The organism is Paraflavitalea sp. CAU 1676 (assembly GCF_029223285.1).
Classification (GTDB): Bacteria; Bacteroidota; Bacteroidia; order Chitinophagales; family Chitinophagaceae; genus Paraflavitalea.
The window spans coordinates 274726-290496 of sequence record NZ_JARHUJ010000002.1; the positions used below are offsets into that span (position 1 = coordinate 274726).

Annotated in this window: 11 protein-coding genes; 2 read left to right on the forward strand and 9 right to left on the reverse strand. The window is 52.9% G+C overall.

The window, feature by feature from the left end:
• Position 1: 1 nt before the first annotated feature.
• Complete coding sequence (locus P2H89_RS05885) at positions 2 to 1234, forward strand: endo-beta-N-acetylglucosaminidase H (RefSeq protein WP_275825645.1); 1233 nt, start codon at positions 2 to 4, stop codon at positions 1232 to 1234.
• A 91-nt stretch (positions 1235 to 1325) separates the two neighbouring features.
• Here P2H89_RS05885 and P2H89_RS05890 read toward each other — a convergent pair whose 3' ends face one another.
• From P2H89_RS05890 to P2H89_RS05930, 9 genes are all read right to left on the reverse strand, one after another.
• Positions 1326 to 2255 carry a tetratricopeptide repeat protein gene (locus tag P2H89_RS05890; RefSeq protein ID WP_275825646.1) on the reverse strand — a complete coding sequence of 310 codons (930 nt, stop codon included), beginning with the start codon at positions 2253 to 2255 and terminating at the stop codon, positions 1326 to 1328.
• A 211-nt stretch (positions 2256 to 2466) separates the two neighbouring features.
• Positions 2467 to 4110 (reverse strand): TldD/PmbA family protein, encoded by a 1644-nt coding sequence (locus P2H89_RS05895; protein WP_275825647.1) that lies wholly within the window; start codon positions 4108 to 4110, stop codon positions 2467 to 2469.
• A gap of 109 nt (positions 4111 to 4219) precedes the next feature.
• A complete protein-coding gene (locus P2H89_RS05900) occupies positions 4220 to 5557 on the reverse strand; it encodes a TldD/PmbA family protein (RefSeq protein WP_275825648.1) in 1338 nt (445 codons plus the stop codon).
• 69 nt (positions 5558 to 5626) lie between these two features.
• On the reverse strand, positions 5627 to 7264 hold the full coding sequence (locus tag P2H89_RS05905; RefSeq protein ID WP_275825649.1) for a TldD/PmbA family protein: 1638 nt from the start codon (positions 7262 to 7264) through the stop codon (positions 5627 to 5629).
• Positions 7265 to 7360: 96 nt separating this feature from the next.
• Positions 7361 to 9139, reverse strand: a complete 1779-nt coding sequence (locus P2H89_RS05910) for a hypothetical protein (protein ID WP_275825650.1) — start codon at positions 9137 to 9139, stop codon at positions 7361 to 7363.
• Positions 9136 to 11322 carry a hypothetical protein gene (locus P2H89_RS05915; protein WP_275825651.1) on the reverse strand — a complete coding sequence of 729 codons (2187 nt, stop codon included), beginning with the start codon at positions 11320 to 11322 and terminating at the stop codon, positions 9136 to 9138. Before P2H89_RS05915 ends, P2H89_RS05910 begins: the two co-directional genes overlap by 4 nt.
• Complete coding sequence (locus P2H89_RS05920) at positions 11315 to 12703, reverse strand: BatA domain-containing protein (RefSeq protein ID WP_275825652.1); 1389 nt, start codon at positions 12701 to 12703, stop codon at positions 11315 to 11317. Before P2H89_RS05920 ends, P2H89_RS05915 begins: the two co-directional genes overlap by 8 nt.
• Before the next feature lie 70 nt (positions 12704 to 12773).
• Positions 12774 to 13649, reverse strand: coding sequence for a DUF58 domain-containing protein (locus P2H89_RS05925; protein WP_275825653.1), 876 nt, complete (start codon positions 13647 to 13649; stop codon positions 12774 to 12776).
• Position 13650: 1 nt separating this feature from the next.
• Positions 13651 to 14646 carry a MoxR family ATPase gene (locus tag P2H89_RS05930; protein WP_275825654.1) on the reverse strand — a complete coding sequence of 332 codons (996 nt, stop codon included), beginning with the start codon at positions 14644 to 14646 and terminating at the stop codon, positions 13651 to 13653.
• Between the two features lie 259 nt (positions 14647 to 14905).
• Between P2H89_RS05930 and P2H89_RS05935 the strand changes: the two genes are divergently transcribed.
• Positions 14906 to 15532 carry a DUF4159 domain-containing protein gene (locus P2H89_RS05935; protein ID WP_275825655.1) on the forward strand — a complete coding sequence of 209 codons (627 nt, stop codon included), beginning with the start codon at positions 14906 to 14908 and terminating at the stop codon, positions 15530 to 15532.
• Positions 15533 to 15771: the final 239 nt, after the last annotated feature.

Consider the following 15771-nt stretch of genomic DNA (forward strand, 5'->3'; position numbering starts at 1 on the left):
TATGGTAAACCTATTCTATCTGATCAGAAAAAACAGCCTTATTCTACTCCTCGCTACGATTGCTGTCTCAACGTATTCCTGTAAAAAGAACCTGCCCGGTGAAGACGCTGCCCCGATTGCCAGTGATGATGAAGTTGGTTTGAATGCCGTGGGTGTAAGCGGACCTAAAACAGTTGTTTATGTAGAAGTAAACAGTAACGATTTTGCCAATGTAGGAAAATATTCTCTCGCTACCGGTCAACCTTTATTCGATATCGGCATCATCTTCGCCGCCAATATCAATTATAATACTTCTACCCAGTCGGCCTATCTCTCTTTCAATACGCAGGTCACCAATGTGCTGAACAACCGCGCTACCACTATTCAACCACTGCAAGCCAAGGGGGTCAAGGTGTTGCTCTCCATTCTGGGCAACCACCAGGGGGCGGGTATCTGCAACTTCCCCAGCCAGGCCGCTGCACAGGCTTTTGCGCAGGAGCTGGCCAATGCGGTGAACACCTATGGCCTCGATGGTATTGACTTCGACGATGAGTATTCCGACTACGGCGTGAATGGCACCGGACAGCCCAACGCCAGCTCTTTCGTATATCTCGTAACGGCTTTGCGCAGCCTGTTGCCTACGAAGATCATTTCTTTCTATTACTATGGACCAGCAACCTCACGCCTGTCGTATAATGGGGTTACCGTTGGTTCGAAAGTTAACTATAGCTGGAATGCGATTTATGGTACGTGGTCGGTGCCCAATGTGCCGGGTTTAACGGCTGCCAACCTGGGGCCGGCTGCTGTTAACATCACTTCGACCAGTTCGTCGACTGCCGCTTCGCTGGCGACGCAAACGGTCAACAATAACTATGGCATCTACCTGACCTATAACCTGCCCAACAACGACGTGAGCAGCTACCTCAGTAGTTTCTCGAATGTATTATATGGTCAGCCGACGGTGTATAATGGCGGCGGCGGCGCTACAGGTGTGAAGTTTCACCAGCACACCAATTATGGCGGTACGGCCACCAGTAGTATCCCGAAAGGCAATTATACCTTGTCTCAGCTTCAGGCTTATGGTTTCGTGAATGACTGGGCTTCGTCGGTCACTATCCCGGCAGGCTGGACGGTGATCATGTATTCGAATAATAATTTCTCCGGCACTTCGTGGACTTTGACGAGCAGTAATGCCAATTTCCCCGGCTTATCGCCCAATGCGAACGATGTTGTCACTTCTGTAAGGATCCAATAATAGCAGTTATAGTAAGCAAGGCCCCGTGCGTCTGCACGGGGTCATTTTATTTGCATGAACCAGGGTGTGGCGGGCACCGGTCGTGGGTCTTCTATTTATTGACGGTTTTCAATACTTCATCATTCTTCAACAAGTCGGCAGCGCTGGTAGTAAACTCGTTGGTTACTTTTTGTTGTTGACCCAGTTCTACCACTTTCTTAAAGGAGGCAGCTGCGCGGAAGGGCGCTTCCAGATCGAGTAGTTGAAGAGACATCTGCCCCAGCCGATAATGCGCTTCGATCCAGTCGGGCTTGAGCTCGGTGGCTTTCATAAAGGCTTCTACGGCCTGGTTGAGCCGCTGGCTGGTTTCACCATCAAAGGGGCTGTCGTCTTCCTGTGGCTGACCGAGGACCATGCCCAGGCCAAAATGAGCCGCCGCTATTTGGGGATCGAGGTTAATGGCATTTCTGAATTGATGATGTGCCACATCCATATCGCCGTTTACCAAATCCGTTATCCCGGCTGTAGTATATAGATAAGCGTCATTGGAGTCGTTCAATTGTTCTTCGGTTGTTTGGGTGAGCATCTCAAATGCATTCCCATCCATCCCTGGATTTAAATCCAGCGACAGCAGCAGGCTATCGAGGGCCTTGGGGTATTGTTTCAGGCTGAGGTAAACGCTGGAGAGGTAAGCTGCTCCCATGGCGCCATTGCGGGGTTTGAGGTCTTCGGGTACCTGCTGTAAGAACTGCTCCAGGTGGTCGGCCGCTTTTTTGAACTGTTCTGTTCTTGCATAGAACATGCCCAGGTTTAAGAGAATGGGGTATTTCTCTTTGCAATTCTTCAACCCTTCCAGGTATGTATTTTCTGCTGAATCAACGTCGCCACTCATGGCCAATGCCATACCCAGGTTGCCGTATGCAGGTGCGTATCCGGCATCGGTGGAAATGGCCTGGCGGTAGAGGCCGATCGCTTCGTCGAGCTTTCCTTTTTGCATTAACTGATTGCCTTTGTCTTTCAATGCTTCTGCTGTTGTTGCCATATCGATATTGAGATTTTAGATGATACGGCGTGTAGTATAGAGATATTTTCAGCTTTTTGAAAGTGATATACGCTCAACTGGCAAAACCCTCGCCGGAACTGTCTTGAGGGATGGATGAGTGGATCGGCTTTAAAGAGTGGAGGATGAGACAAAAACAAACAGGATAGCCTGGGCCATCCTGTTTTGCAGTGGTACACTATGGTGTTTTCGTTTATCCGATCTTACGGGCGGTGTTGATGACATTGACGCCTTCGAATTTGGCGGTGGAAGAACCGTGAGATACGGCGCTTACCTGAGAGGGTTGCCCTTTGCCATCGTTGAAGGTGCCGAAGAGACGGTAGTCGCTTTGATCGGCAATATCCGTCATCGAATTCCAGAACTCCTGTGTATTGGACTGGTAGGCGACATCGTTGAGCATGCCGGCGATCTGGCCGTCTTTGATCTCATAGAACAGCTGGCCGCCAAACTGGAAGTTGTAGCGCTGCTGATCGATGGAGTAGGAGCCACGGCCGATGATATAAATTCCCTTCTTTACGCTTTTGATGATATCGGCCACGCTGCGCTTTTGCTTGTTGGGCATGAGCGATACGTTGGGCATACGCTGAAACTGCACGCTATCCCAGCTGTCGGCATAACAGCATCCCTGCGATGCTTTGAGGCCAAGGATATGCGCCTGGTCGCGGATGGTTTGGTAGTTGACCAGTACGCCATCTTTGATGATATCCCATTGTCCGCCGGGTACGCCTTCGTCGTCGAAGCCTACTGCGCCGAGTGAACCGGGCTGCAGTTTATCGGCTTGCACGTTGACGATCTTGCTTCCATAATTGAACTTGCCGGTCTTCCACTTGTCGAGCGTAAGGAAACTGGTGCCGGCGTAATTGGCTTCGTAGCCGAGTACGCGGTCGAGCTCGGTAGGGTGGCCGGTAGATTCGTGGATGGTGAGACCAAGGTGCGTGGGATCGAGTACGAGATCGTATTTGCCGGGCTCTACGCTTTTGGCAGTGATCTTTTCTCCCACGTGTTGGGTAGCAGCCTTTACATCTTCGAGCATATCATAGCGACCACGATACAATGTAGTGGGGCCACCGATGATCTTGTGTTCGGGTGATGCATACATATACTCATAGCCCATACCCATGGGGGCGCTGAGGGCGTCGCGTGTCTGGAACTTACCCGATGCTTTGTCGGTCTTCGTTACCGTGAAGGTGGGCCAGATGCGATGCACATCCTGGTCGATATAGGAGCCATCGGAGCTGGCGAAGTATTTCTGTTCGTTGACCATGAACAGGGCTGCATTGATGAAGTTGGCGCCGCCTTTGAGGGCTGCGTCGTTGACGCTGAGCAGCAGGTCTACTTTTTCTTTGACAGGTATTTCGAAGCCGTTCTTTTCGATGGGTGTTTTCCAGGTGATCTCGCCGAGGCCCTTTTGCGGAGCCAACTGTACAGGTTCGGTGAGCAGTTTGGCGTTGCCTTTGGCAATGGCTACTGCGAGTGCAGCGGTCTTGGCGATGCTGTCGTTATCGAGTTTTTCGGAGGCGGCGAAGCCCCAGCTGCCGTTGGCGATGACGCGGATGCCGATACCGTAGCTTTCGGTGTTGGCTACGTTCTGCACGCGGTTGTCGCGCGTTACCACGGCCTGGTTGAGGTAGCGGCCGATACGCACATCGGTATAGGTAGCACCTTTGCTGCGGGCGGCTTGCAAGGCGATGTCGGCCATGCGTTTCTTAGTGGCCGCATCGGCGCGCATCACCAGTGCTTCTGCTTCTTCAATGCTTCTACCCATTACCGGGAAGCCCTGCAACAGGGCGCCGGCTGCTCCCATGCCTGCCAGTCCGATAAAATTTCTTCTTTTCAACACTCAATGATTTCGTGGTTAATAATTTCCCTGGCGCCTGGTGGCAGAAAATGCTGCGGCCATCTGCATCGTTACCGATCGATGGCCACAGCGCAGGTGTATCTTGTCGTTAGATAGCGTCGGACAGGGAGGTGAAGGTGAAATCCCTGATCTTCATGGGTGGCAATATAGAAGAGCCGGTGCGCACGGGCTTGCCGAGTTCTTCCACGTTGTTGAGCATGATGATGGGGCTTTCGTTGAAACGGAAGTTCTTTACCGGGAACTTGATCTGTCCGTTCTCGATGTAGAAAGTTCCGTCGCGTGTGAGGCCTGTTTGCACCAGTGTTTGCTGGTCGACCATACGTATGTACCAGAAGCGGGTTACGAGGATACCTTTTTCGGTATTCTTGATCATGTCCTCGATAGAGGCTGTGCCACCGGCCATGATCATACCGCCACCACCAAAGCGTCCACCGCCGGGACCATTGAGTGCTTTGAGGCCTTTCTTCTGTGCCCAAAAGCGGCTGCAGGCGAGGTTCTTCACGATGCCGTTCTCTACCCACACTGTTTTTTCGATGGGGCTGCCATCGCCGCTCCAGGTGGCGCCGGGCAGGTCGGGGTTGAGGGGATCGCTCCAGATATTTACTTTTTCGTCGAAGAGTTGTTCGCCAAGGCGGGTGCCGCCGCCTTTCTTGCTCATGAAGCTACGGCCTTCATCGGCGGTGCGCTGTTCGAAGCCCCGTACGATGCCGCCAAGCATATCGCTGGCTGCGAGTGGCTCGAGGATCACGGTATAACGGCCCGGCTCAATGGCTTTGGCGCCTGCGGAGCTGGTGGCTTTGTTGGCCGCGATCTTTGTCAGGGACAAGGTATCGAGCTTGCTTACATCGTTGTAGCTGTGGTCTACATATCCCGAGCCGGTGCCTTCCTGGTTACGCACGGTAACGGAGAACGATACATCGGTGGCCTGGGTATAGGCATAGAGGCCTTTGGAGTTGGCGATGGCGCGGAAGCCTGCACTGTTTTGCAGGAAACCGGCTGATTCCAGTTTATTGTCTTTCGCTACTTTAAGACTCTTGGCCACCATCTCGGCCCGGGTATCGGGTGTCATGGCGGCGGTGTTCTTGTTGTAGCCGATCGATTCTGCGAAATTGGAGGGGCCGAGGAGCGGCATATACTCCGGATTTTCAGGAGCGAGGCGCGCGAGCTCTTCTGCGCGGCGCACTACTTTTTCGAGCGATGCATCATCAAACTCATTGATGGTGGCGTTGCCGGTCCTTTTACCAAAGGAAGAGCTTACGCTGAGGTTGAGGTTGCTTACTTCGCCGGCGGTAGATACGGCATTGCGGGCATACCGTATGTTGCCGCTTTGCTGGCCGCCCAGGCCTACTTCTGTTTCATCGGCTTTGGCGTAACTCAGCACTTTCTTCATGATCACTTGTGCTTCGTCTTTACTTAAGATAGCCATAGTTTTTTATTGTGCGTTTATGGTAGTTATTAATGTTTGGATGCTTGCGGTTGTTTCCGCTGCCTCCGGTTACCCGATCTTGCGACCGGTGTTGATGACGTTTACTCCGTTGAAGCGGGCCGTAGAACTGCCATGCGATACGGCGCTGCTTTGTCCGGGTTGTCCTTTTCCATCGTTGAAGGATCCGCCGAGGCGATAATCGCTTTCGTCGCAGATAGCGGCGCAGGAGTTCCAGAACTCCTGGGTATTGGACTGATACGCCACGTCGTTGAGCATGCCGGTGATCTTTCCGTTGGTGATCTCATAGAAAGTTTGACCGCCAAACTGGAAGTTGTAGCGCTGCTGATCGATGGAGTAGGAGCCGTCGCCGATGATGTAGATGCCTTTCTCTACGTTCTTGATCATATCGTCTACGCTCAGCTTTTGCTGGCCGGGGCGCAGTGATACGTTGGGCATACGTTGGAACTGGATATCATCCCAGCCCTGCGAATAGCAGCAGCCTTGCGACTCCTTGAGACCGATGATGTGTGCCTGATCGCGGATGGCCTGGTAGTTGACGAGGACACCGTCTTTGATGAGGTCCCACTCTTTACATTTCACGCCTTCATCATCCCAACCTACTGCGCCGAGTGAGCCTTTTTGTGTTTTGTCGGCTACGATGTTGACGTGTTTATTGCCGAAGTTGAATTTCTTCGACTGCCATTTGTCGAGGGTGAGGAAGCTCGTGCCGGCGTAGTTGGCTTCATAGCCGAGTACGCGGTCGAGCTCGGTGGGGTGGCCAACCGATTCGTGGATGGTGAGCCAAAGGTGTGATGGGTCGAGTACCACATCGTATTTACCGGGCTCTACTGATTTTGCTTTCAGTTTATCATCTACGTCTTTCGTGGCGTTCTTTACGTCTTCGAGGATATCATAACGGTCTTTGTAACGTGTTACGATGCCCTGTATCTTATCCTGCGGGCGGGCGTGCATGTATTCGTAGCCCATGCCCATGGGGGCGCTGAAGGCGTTACGCTGCATGAACTTACCGGCGGCGCGGTCTATCTTGGTTACGTTGAAGGTGGGGTAGATGCGATGGATGTCCTGGTCGATGTAGGACCCGTCGGTGGACGCGAAATACTTCTGCTCGTTCACCGCCGATATCATCGCCGTTACGAAGCTGGCGCCATTGGTGAGGGCGATGTCGTTCACCTGCAACAACAGATCGACCTTTTCCTTGATGGGCACTTCGAAGGCATTGATCTCGATGGGACATTTCCAGTTCACTTCGCCGAATCCCTTTTGGGGGGCCAGCTGTACGGGATCGCCCTGGATCTTTGCATTGGCTTTGGCCACGGCTACGGCCTGCTCGGCGCATTTGGCGATGGCGTCTTTGGTAACGGTATGCGTGGCGGCAAAGCCCCAGGCGCCGTTAACCAGTACGCGAATGCCCACACCATAGTTTTCGGTGTTGGCTACGCCCTGTACGCGCTTATCGCGGGTGGCCACGAACTGTCGCAGGTAGCGGCCAATGCGTACATCGGCATAGGTTGCGCCTTTTGATTTGGCGGCATTGAGGCCAATATCTGCCAGCTCGCGTTTTACAGCTGCATCAACACCTTGTAGTGCTTCGGCAGGGTCAATGTCGCGCGCAAAGGCCGACATTCCGGGAAGCATGAGTGAGCCAAGACCCAGTCCCGTGTACCTGATAAAATCTTTACGTTTCAAAGTAGATTCCTCCGCAGTTTTTAATGGTTGATAAATGAATACTATCTATCGTGATCCTAAAACTCTTTAATGTGCTGTTTCCGGCGTTGTTGTACCTCATGCCTGTGCCTTCTTTTCTTCCCACCACAAATAACCGGCAGCCAGCAGGAAGAGCGACCAAAACATGACCGGTGGTACCGGTCGCTGCTCCTGGCCGGGCGCGTCTTGTTTAGACGCCGGCATTCCTGTGCTTACTGCGCTATACTGTTTATTTAGCGTGATTCGTTGTGCCGCCTGCACCGTGCTCCAATCGTTGTTGCCGAATACATAGACGGACAAACTATCGACCCCTTCGTATATAGGCTGCCAGCCTGCCTTTACCGGCCACCAGGTGGCGGTATAGGTATGCGGTATGTGCCGGTATTGTTCAGCCTCTAAGCGACCATTGGGCGTTTCAATGCCGGGCAGCCCTGCACGGGTGCTTTCCATGACTATTGTTACAGGATTACCTACCGCCGGATAGGCGCTGATGGTTTGCCAGTTGATGACCAGCTGGCTGCGCCGGGCGGCTTTCTGGATCAGGAGTGACCAAAACCGGGCGTAATCCGGTTCATGACCTCCCAATACCCAACTATACGTATTATTTACGGTATTAACAACGAGTTTTCCATGACCGTACAAGCCGGCTGCCGCTACCACGGTTCCTTCGTTGTCGGTTACCAGTGGCTGCAACTGCGGATTGGCACTGATGGATATCCATTGGTCGGGCTGAACGGGCGCCGTGTTGCCGGATGTTGCAGGAATGATGAGCGGACGCGCATTGACCGGCGTGCGATTCTGTTTGGCAAGCTGCCACCCTGTTGTGAAAGGCGCGCTTAGTTGTGTGCTATCGGTTTGCAATATCAGCCCCAGTCCTTTTTCGACCTGTTGTTTTAAAGCGTTCCTTTCGGCGGGTGTGAGTGCTGCGAGCTGCGTATTATCGCATATCACCAGATCGATTTTCTCCAGCAAGCCTGGCGTTATGTTTTGAATGGTTTGCTTGTTGTTGTCCAGGAATTGACTGCTGTATTTGTTCCTGCTGACGGTGCTGCGCACAATCGCTTTATAGTGATTGTTGTGCAGGAAGGATAGCAGGAATTTATTGTCGAACCCGGGTGATGAGCTCAGGAGCAATACCTGTACTGTTTGTGCTGGCTGTACCTGCACGGGCAGTTTTTCGGTAGTGGTGGTGGCGGATGTTTCCAGTTCGTACAGGACCTGGCCGATATGGGCTGGTTTATTGCGCAGGTAAAACGGTTGGGTGGAGCCGGGGGCTATGGTGGCGGAATCGAAACGGGTGCCGAGTCCGGTAAGGATGATGCGAACGGTATCTTTTCCCGGATTGTTGTATTGGCCCTGCACGTCGAATGGCTGGCCCTTGTTCAGCCGGCGGGGCCAACTGACGGTGGTGAATCCTGCTGGCGGTGGTGCAGGATGGTAATATGTTCTGATACTTTTTGCAGCCAGTTGTTTCCAGGTGGCTTCCTCCAACCCATCGCCCACGATGTGTAGCTCGTTAAGGGGTGGGTGTTGCTGAAGGTAATAAAGCAGATCGGCCGTATAGTGAAGGCGATTGGTGGCGATGGCAGCGTCGGTGGTGATGGCGGGCATGTTGCGGAAGCGGGAGAGATCCTCTTGCCGGTAGCCCGCTGTAACTACCAGGATCGCCTGTTGGTCTTGTCCAGCTGTGCTGACGGTATATTCTGGTTTTAACAGCAGCGCCGTGATGGATGCTACAGCTATTACGCTGGCGATGATGCGCCAGGCCAGGTGCTGCCGGGCAGCTCTTTTCGTTTCTTTCCAGAGTAGGAAGAAAAGCAGTAATGCAGCCGCTATGCAGATTGCTATGGTGATCATGGGCGGCTGCTTTGAAGGTGTTTGTAATAAGCTTCGGACAAACTGCCGGCAGGTGCGCTGGCTTGCTTTTGCGGCAGGCTGTTGACGGGCTTCGCCAGTTTAACCAGTGCCGCCTGTACTTGGTTTATGTTGCCTATTGACGGTTTGCTCGTCTGCGCTGTTATGCTGCGAATGGCATTGAGGGCCGGCAGGTAATCGGCCGGGGCCCTGATGGCCTGTTCTGCTATTCGTTGGGTTGCCACGGTTAATGCCGGCATGGATGCGGCGCTTATTGGTTGTCCCTGTTTCAGTTGCTCGAGCAGGCCGATGGCTGTTTCGAGTGTGGCTGTCGTGTTATCGGGTGCCGGACTTTGTTTGGTTGTTGCCGGATCGCTTATTTTGTCGAGCTCTCCGGTAAGGCGCTTCTCGGGTTTGAGCGGTGGCATTTTGACCGATGTTTTACTTACATAAGCGCGCGACTTCTGTTGCATGTCTTTCAACAGGCGCAGGGCTTTGTAGGCGTAGGGCAGTGCTTCGCGCGGATAGTAGGTGCGCAACTTCAGTTCGCTGCTCCACATTTCGGTGAGTATGGTCTTGAGCTGTGCTTTTTGTGCGGGCTCGAGGTAGGTGGCGTCTTCTGCGTTGTCGTGCTTGTGGGCATACTGGTCTTCGATGGCTTTGATATCGCCGATGGGTACGGTTTGTTCTTCGTGGTGATCGTCTTCTTTATCGCCTTCTTTCTTTTCGTCGTGCCCTTCCCTTTCGTTGGCATGGTCGTGTCCATCGCCGGGATGGTGGCCACCGCTTTCCCATTCTTCGCCAACGAATTTGCCATAGCGTAAACGAAGCAGTTTCTGATCGTCGCCCAATACATTGCTCCGGGCATTGAAGGAGTCTTTGGGTATGGTGGCTTGTTGTTGCAAGAGTTTTTCAATGTCGATGATGATCTGCCGCTGGCTGCGGAAGTATTCGGGCACCTGGCTGATGCCTGATTCGAGGCCGGACATGCTGAGCAGCTTGGCCGTATCGGGCAGGCTGATGAAGTACATGTCGGAGCGGCTTTCCTGGTTGTGGTTGTCGATAGCCTTGATGTAGAAATAGAGCTCGTCGCCGGCTTTGAGTCCGAGGGCGTGCAGGTCGAGTTGTTTGTTCAACAACATTTCCCGGCGGTTGTCGAAGGTGGTGGGGAAGGTTAGTTGCTGCTCCTGGAAGCTGACGCTTTCGCCTTTGCCGCTGGCTTTGGTGGCGATGATGACGGCCTGGCGGATGCCGTAGTCGTCGGTGAGTTGTACGGATAGTTTGGCTATGGGTGCACGGCCGGGTTCGATGGCGCTGTATTGTGCGGGTGTAACGATGTGTATATCGACCGGCTGATCGGATATGGCTTCGAGTGTATATAATTGCGATGCCTGTCCGCCCAACACTACCTGGTAGAAACCTGTTTCGATGATATCCTTTTGCAAGATCCAGCTGGTGCTGTCGCTATTGTTTGGATGCAACTTAACGGTGTCGCGGGCATTGAATACGAGTTGTAATTGTTCGACGGGTTGATTGGTTTGGATATTCCATTGCAGGTGACTGCCTGCTTCTACCTTGAGGGTGAACTGTTGTTGTTGCCGAGGCTGTCGGCCAGTATAGGCCGGTGGTGTTACCTGTATGCTGTATTGCGTAATGCCTGGTAAGACCGTTTCCTGAACTTTGGGAACAGAGAGGCCGGCATCGTCGGTAAAAGGATGGGCGTTGGCCGGCAGCAAACTGGCGAGCGCTGCCAAGATGGCCGTGATGCTGAGACTGCCCACCAGCATGATGCTGCTTTTAATGAGCCCCTGATGCATGGCAGCGGGCGGTGGTATGGTTTGCAACACGGGACCGATCTTATTTACCTGCATTTGTTGCAGGAGGCTGAGCGATTGGGTGGGTTGCAATAACAGTTGCGTGCTTTCTTCGAGCTGGGGGTAGCTGCGGTTGAGGAAGCTCGCCAGGTGATCGGGCGTGAGCTTGCGGGGTTTCTTCATCAGGAAGACTACGGTGGCAATGAGCAGGAAGATCGTTGTGGTCAATCCCTCCAACAAATGCAAGCCGTAGTGCGCCAGCGTGGCCAGGGGCGCGCTGATGGCGATGCTGTTGCATACAGCGGCCACCAGGTTGTTCCTGCTCCACTTATGGGTAAGTGCCTGTATGATATGGGTGCTTTGATCAGGCATGTTGCGGTCGTTGTTGCCACCAGGCGAGGATGCGCTCGGCTGTAAATAGCAGCCCTGCGATGATCCCCAGTAAGGTTGTTAATGAATATTGGCTGGCATTGTGGCCATTGGTGTTGTTGATGGCGTTGTTCTTTTTCCCCGTGGCCGGTTGCGGTATTGCCTGCCGGTCGTCGAGGGCGCGCTGATCGTATGCGATGTCGATGTTGGTGACTGGTATGGCAAAGGGAAGGAGCAGTGCTGCAAACCCATCTTCCCAAACCAGGTCGCCCCAACCGGGATTGAACCGGCTTTTATAGTGATACGCTTGTTTGCCGGCTGTGTCCTCTACGGTGAGCAAGGGGAGGCCGTTGGCGAGTGTCCAAACCGGATGGCCTTCGGCGGGTCCGGTCACATACCGGTGGATCTTGTATTGATTGTTGCCCGGCGCTGCGGATGATGGATGTTGCAGGTAGCTGGGTTGGTCTATGACCTTACCGGTATCGTATTGAAAAAGTATACCGTTGGTGGTGAGGTTTTGCAATAATTGAGTGGCTGGTTGTTCATCCAGCCGGATAATAAGCTGTTGCGGCACCTGCGGTGTTTGGTTGCCCGTGAGACTGGTGATCTGAAATCTTTTGCCGGTTGCTTCGGCAATGGCTTCCAGTGCTGCTTTTACGTAGCGGGCATCGGCCAGGTTGTTGCCCGGATAAATGGTGATGTTGGTGGTGGCGCTATCGGCCCCGGCCGTGTTGGGGTTATAGGCTGTATTTTCAATCGGCGCATAACTGTGCCATTGGAGTGACAGGTGGGTGTTGGGCCTGGCGCCTGCATATTGCGAGAGGCTGTTGCTGGCGAATACCTGTACCGGATAGCCGGCGGGCAGACGGGTATCGAGTTCTTTGACGAGTGCCCAGGGGCGTACTTCTACTGGTTCTCCGGGGTCGTAGTATATGCGTGGTCTGCCGGCTTGTCCGCCTTGTTGCCATTCTACCGGAGCAGGGGAGGCTCCCAGCTCTTTGGGTGAAAGGTCTATAAAGCCATTGCCAAACTCATGCAGCTCCCATTGGGCGGCCAGCAATGAATCTATCTTTTGTTTGTAGGCTGCATAGGCGATGTGCTGTTCGGCGGCCGGTATCAGTATCCAGCCTTTGGCGTTTGCTTTAACGTCTTTTTGCCAAACAGGTGATGCCAATAGAAAGGCCAGGGTGAATATGAGCAAGCAGCGCAGTAAGAAGAGCGGCCAGTTGTGGATGCGCAGGCTGGTGGATCGTGTGCGTGCGCTGCCTTCGATGAGGGCGATGCTGCCGATGCGCAGTGTTTTTCCCTTGCGTACGCGCCATAGGTGTACCAATATTGGTATCATTACCGCGGTGGCGGCCAACAATCCTATGGGATTCAACAACTGTAGCAATGTTTTCTCATGTTTAAAAGGCATCGAGGCAATCCCGACATTCGTCGGGACATCGAGGCCTTTACCGGTTCCTTGCTTTCAAATAGTTTCGTAATGCCTGGTCTACCGGTTCATCGGTGATGAGGAGCCGGTAATCTATATTACGACCGAGTAATTCTTTTTTGATGTTCTCCAGGTGCGTGTTCAGCTTTTCCTGGTATTCTTTTTTGATGGCGGCTGTATCGACCTGAACGGTGTTGCCTGTTTCGAGGTCTTCCAGCGTGGTGTAGCCGCTATAGGTAAGGTCCATTTCATTGCGGCCCATCAGGTGCAGTACGATGATCTCGTGCCGCAATGCGCCCAGCAGATCGAGCAACGTGTATATCTCGTTGTTCTCCTGGTATAGGTCTGTTATGAATACCAGGAGTTCGCGTGTGCGGCCTCCTGCATAGATGTCTTTGTAATGGACGGGCTGGGTGAATTTGCCAGCCGGGCCTGCCTGTTCGAGCTGGTAGTACAGGCGGTTGAGGTTCTGGAATCCCTGCCGTGCCGCCAGCGAAAAGATACCATCTTCCCGCATCACATATAATCCTACGGCATCGCCCTGCATATTGGCCAGGTAGGCGAGGCAGGCGGCAAGGTAGCGGGCATATTCCATCTTGGTGTATTGCCCATCGCGGTGGTCCATCGAGGCGCTCGCATCTACGAGCAGGCGTACGCTGATATTGGTTTCGGATTCAGACTCCCTGATATAATAGCGGTCGCTGCGTGCATACATCTTCCAATCCATCCACCGCAGGTCATCGCCGGGCATATAACTTCTGTACTGGCTGAACTCCATACCACTGCCCTTGATAGCGCTTTTGTTGGCGCCCGTCATGAACCCATCGATGGTGGTCTTTGCCGCCAGCGACAGATTGCGCAGGGATATCAATATGTTGGGATCAGCTATGGGCATTCTACCATGCTTTGGGCCTTTCTATTACCTGTAAGAGTTTTTCGGTGACCATATCGGAGGTGACCTTCTCCGCATCTGCTTTGAAGTTCATGAGGATACGGTGGCGCAGTACGGGATAGGCCATGGCCTGTATATCGGCCGGGGTTACGGCATAACGTCCGTGCAGGAGCGCGCGTGCCTTGGCGGTCAATATCAGCGCTTGTCCGGCACGGGGACCGGCGCCCCATCGTACCCATTCTTTTACATAGTCGGCCGTTGTAGTATCGGGCCTGGTGGCGCGGACCAGTTTGCCTGCCCAGGCGGTGAGGTCGTCGCTGACGGTTACTTCCCGTACGAGGGTCTGCAACTGGATGATCTCTTCGCCGCTGACAATGGCTTCTACTTTATTTTTCTTTGTACCGGTGGTATTGCTGAGTATTTGTATCTCTTCCTGTTCGGACGGGTAGCCAATCTTTACATAGAGCAGGAATCGATCGAGCTGTGCTTCGGGCAGGGGGTAGGTGCCTGCCTGTTCGATGGGGTTCTGCGTAGCCAGGATAAAGAAGGGCCTGTCGAGGTGATAGGTTTTGCCTGCGTAGGTCACTTCAAACTCCTGCATGGCTTCGAGCAGGGCCGATTGTGTTTTCGGCGGGGTGCGGTTGATCTCATCGGCCAAAAGTATATTGGCAAAGAGAGGGCCTTTGGTAAAGGTGAACATCCGCTTGCCGGTTACGAGGTCTTCTTCGAGTATTTCGGTGCCGATGATATCGGACGGCATCAGATCGGGCGTGAACTGTATGCGGCGGAAGCTGAGGTGCAGGGCCTGCGACATGGTGCGTACCATGAGTGTTTTCGCGAGTCCTGGTACACCTTCCAGCAGGCAGTGGCCGCCAGCGAGCAGGGCAACGAGTATTTCTTCGAGTACTTCATCCTGTCCAACGATCACTTTCTGGATCTCTTGTTTCAGTAAGGATACCTTTTTAAGCAGGTCGCCTACTTTGTGCTCTGTTATTACCAACGTCGATAATAGTTTTGGTGATGATGATTATCTCTCTCTATGGAAGCAAAGACCGTGATCCTGTTTTACATGGCGTGGTGGGTAATTTACCCGGTAGCGACGGAAGTTCGTAATTTTTGACGTCATAACACCTGTTTTCTTTTGCCTGCCATTAAAAAAATAGAATTTTAATCTACATTTTATTCCGCTAATTTGTCGACCTCCAGGTGTGATGCTTAGATTGCATCGATCTGTAATGTGACAAGGCGCAAGCAGTTTTATGAGGCAAGGCAATACTTTTACTTTTACCCGCATCAGTTATCGTTCCGGCGACTGGGATACCGACCAGCGCATGCCGTCAAATTTATTGAACTCACTGGTCGAGTACACTACCATTCCTGTAAATCCGAAAGAGCGGATCGTGGAGCTGGGCAGTGAGGATATGTTTACGGCGCCCTTCTGCTACCTGAGCGGGCACAAGCTGGTGCAGTTCGATGCGCGGGAGCAGGCCAACTTCAGAAAGTATGTGCAGAACGGCGGCTTTGTTTTCGTAGACGACTGCAACCATGATATCGACGGGTTGTTTGCCAAATCGTTCGAGAGCCAGATGGCGAATACGTTTGGTCCGCCCGCTTTGAAAAAGATCCCCAATAACCACGAACTCTATCGTTCTTTCTTCACTTTTGAAAAGGGACCTCCTCCTACGTCATTCGAGCTCAATGGCTGGGGCGACGACCTGGTGCATGATTACCTCAAAGCGATTGAAATAAACGGCCGTATTGGCGTGCTGTACAGCAATAAGGACTATGGCTGCGAATGGGATTATGATTTCCGGAATAAGCGTTTTATGGCTGAGGACAATACGAAGTTTGGGCTGAATATTATTTTGTATGCGATGCAGACGTAGGGAAGGCACCTAGGCAACCAGGCGCCTAGGAATCGAGGGGGAAAGGCCCCGAGGCTGCTAAACAGTTAGGCAACGTAGATTCCCGACAAGCGCCGGGGTAACTCATCCAGGGAGGGCCGGATTAAATGTTTCTTACCTAAGACTTTACAGATTATGTTTTGATACCCTGGCAGGTGGATAAATTGGCTGCTGCGTAATGCTAATTAATTTAGTATTTATCCGTAATTTAGCTAACTACA